The 3,057-nt window shown below is 32.5% G+C and carries 3 protein-coding genes; all 3 read left to right on the top strand.

Going from position 1 to position 3,057, the window contains the following annotated elements:
• Window positions 1–534: 534 nt before the first annotated feature.
• The 3 genes from NNO02_RS22925 (at window position 535) to NNO02_RS22915 (ending at window position 2,975) form a co-directional block, all read left to right on the top strand.
• The gene (locus tag NNO02_RS22925; protein WP_086642458.1) at window positions 535–1,125 is read left to right on the top strand and encodes a hypothetical protein; all 591 of its coding nucleotides are present in this window, start codon (window positions 535–537) and stop codon (window positions 1,123–1,125) included.
• Between the two features lie 381 nt (window positions 1,126–1,506).
• Window positions 1,507–2,220, top strand: a complete 714-nt coding sequence (locus tag NNO02_RS22920; protein ID WP_143459469.1) for a 3'-5' exonuclease — start codon at window positions 1,507–1,509, stop codon at window positions 2,218–2,220.
• An 11-nt stretch (window positions 2,221–2,231) separates the two neighbouring features.
• Window positions 2,232–2,975: a site-specific integrase gene (locus NNO02_RS22915; RefSeq protein WP_271455838.1), complete on the top strand. Its 744-nt coding sequence runs from the start codon at window positions 2,232–2,234 to the stop codon at window positions 2,973–2,975.
• The last annotated feature ends 82 nt before the right edge of the window (window positions 2,976–3,057 follow it).

Raw genomic sequence — 3,057 nt, 5'->3', positions numbered from 1 at the left:
GTAAGTCCACCTCCAACGGCTCCCGTTCGTCCATTAAAACGCTGAAAAGCTGTCAGGCTTCGCCTGGCGGCTTTGAAGGGTTGGCCCGTCCGGCCAGGACGGTTTTTATAGCAAAATCCTCCATATTGCGAAGCAGGGCCCCGGAATCGGGGTAACTGGGATGGTTTTCCAGATGGTTTTTGGTTTTCTATTGCGAAGCCCAGTTATCACAATGCCGATAAAAATTTTACTCAGAGCTAAGCAAAGCCTCTTAGATCTTATATTTCTTATATTCTTATATGTCTCGTAACCCGCATAAACACTGGATGTCTAGTCTCTATAGAGAAAAAAAATTCTCTCAGGAGAGAAAAAATTCTCTCTACAGTGACTAAATGTCTCGATATTGTGACTTTTTGTCTCATTTTTTTTGTAAAAAATGAGAATAAATCCAATGTGTTTTCTTGACTAGTCTCAAAAATCTGTTAAAAAATGAGAAGAAGAGTCTCACCGAGTGAGAATTTTTTCGGTTATTTTTTAAACAGAGAGGGTTTGTATATGACAAAGAAAAACAATGTAGAAATTTTACACAAAGAAAAAACTAATATTGAAAACGATAGTGAGATCGAACATAAAAAGAACCCGTTTGTTTTCAATATGTCTATTGATACTAAAAAGAAAAAACTAACTGTTGATCGGGGTTCAGAAGTAGAAACAGAAGAGGGGGTTTTCACAACAACAATATCACAAATTCAAGAAGTTGATAGGGAAGAATTTTTAAAAATTTTTACAGGACAAATCAAATTCTATTTTGATTTGTCTCAAACCGGATTTAAATTGTTTTTCATAATTATGGGTTTGTATCAAAAACAGATAGGCGGTGACGAAATTTATTTAAATTTCGAAACAGCAAAAGAAGAAGCTGAAAAATACGAGTCAGCAATTTCAAAAGCTGTCTACTATAGAGGTTTAAAAGAATTATTAGAAAAGAAAATGATCGCAAAATCTGTAAAAAGATACATTTTTTATATTAACCCGGCGATCATTTTCAATGGCGATCGTGCAAGATTTGTTAAAGAAATTAAAATTAAAGAAGAAGAAAAACAACAAGAAGAAAATTTAAAAATTCTTCGCTCAAAATATGCTTAAAACCGTCCTCGCCGGACGGGCCAAATCCCTTAAAAAATAGAAAAAAATTCTATTTTCTAAGGGATTTTTTTATTCTCATTTTCTCCACATTTCAAATATTGACATTAATTTCCACCCGGATATAACTATATTATCTTTTGTTGTTTCAACCCCGATTTTGGGGTGGAACAACAAGGCATTATGAAGGGTAAGTTTTTTATTACCCGAAATTATGCCACCCCCAACTGGGGGTCATTGTTTGAATTTTGAAGCAACGCGAAAAATTTAAATAATGGGGGGATGGTTTGGGTTTTACGGTATTTCAAATTTGAGCAAAGCGAATTTTTGAAATCTCCGGGTTTTGATGTTAACAATATAAAAAACAATAAATGAGGTGAAATTATGGCAACAAAAATTGAAAATGACGAAGTAATTCCAGATGAGGAATTAAATAAAATAATAGAAGAGATAAATAATGAAGAAGATAAAAGATTGAAAGTAATTGTTGATGAATATCAACAACTTACGCAAAACGGTTTTTTCGTACTTGATACAGAAACAACAGATCTTGTTGGTGAGGTTGTTAGTTTTTCATTGATTGACGACAAAAACAATATATTAATTAACGAATATTGCAAACCAACCAGGAATAAGATTTCAAAAACAGCACAGTCAATACATAATATTTCTAATAAAATGATCAAAGATAGTAGAAATATAATTCCTATATATGAGGATTTTTTGAAAATAATAAACACAGAAGAAAATAAAAATAAAACTATTTTTATTTATAATGAAGGTTTTGATCTTTCAACAATATATAGATCTTTAAATTATGCAGGATATAAATATAAAGAAAATAACGATTTCGACGATGTAGAATTTAGATCTCGTTGCGTAATGAAAGATTTTGCGTATTTTTATGGTGAACATAATGAGTACTATGATACAGATAAATACAAATGGAAAAAGCTCGAATTTGCTGCAAATTATTTTAATATCGAAACGAAAAACTTAAAATTGCATAATTCAGCCGTTGATTGTTATTTGACTTTAAAAGTAATTGAAAACATTAGAGATCATTTTAAAAAAGAAAACGAGTATTTTTCTGTGTAGGTGAAAAAATTATGGGTAATTCTAAGAGAAATATAAAAAAACTAAATGATAATTTTCGAGAGAGCATTTTAGATTATGCGATTTTGCACAATCTAAAATGTGCCCCAGCACTTATCGCATTATATGCGACGGGTTGCAGACCGGACGAGATTGAAACAGGAATTAAAGTTAATTTTGATAGTAAAAACAATAAGTTAAGTTTTAAAATCATAGGCTCAAAATTAAATTATCAACAAAAAAGAGGTATTAGAATTAGAGAAGTTACGATAAAAATCACAGATAAAAATCTTCAATATTACAAACCTATAATAGATATTTTTGAGAAAAACCCTCAGGCATATGATTTAAAAATTAAAACAGAAAGTAGCAAAGCATTTTCCGGATATATTACAAAAATATCGAAAAAACTATGGCCCCGAAAAAAATATCATGCTTCTGCATATAGTTTTAGACATGCAAAAGCGACAGAATTAAAAAACTCAGAAAAATTTGATACAGAAGAAATAGCAAAAATCATGGGCCATGCCTCGATCAGATCACAACAAAGCTACGGTAGAAAGAACAAAAGAAGCGCAGGTGGATTTGACGACATTACAGATGTTGAAACAAGCTCCAAGCCCCGTGGGGGCGATAGATTGCTGAGATTTAAGATTAAGAACAAAAATGAAGCAGCAAAGAAAATTAAAGCAGCTTCTACCCCTACGGATACAGTAAGTCCACCTCCAACGGCTCCCGTTCGTCCATTAAAACGCTGAAAAGCTGTCAGGCTTCGCCTGGCGGCTTTGAAGGGTTGGCCCGTCCGGCCAGGACGGTTTTTATAGCAAAATCCTCCATATT

This window comes from Citrobacter sp. Awk 2, from assembly GCF_028069815.1.
Lineage (GTDB): Bacteria > Pseudomonadota > Gammaproteobacteria > Enterobacterales > Enterobacteriaceae > Citrobacter.
Note: the sequence above shows the minus strand (reverse complement) of the source record. Positions and strands in the feature narration are given on the sequence as shown.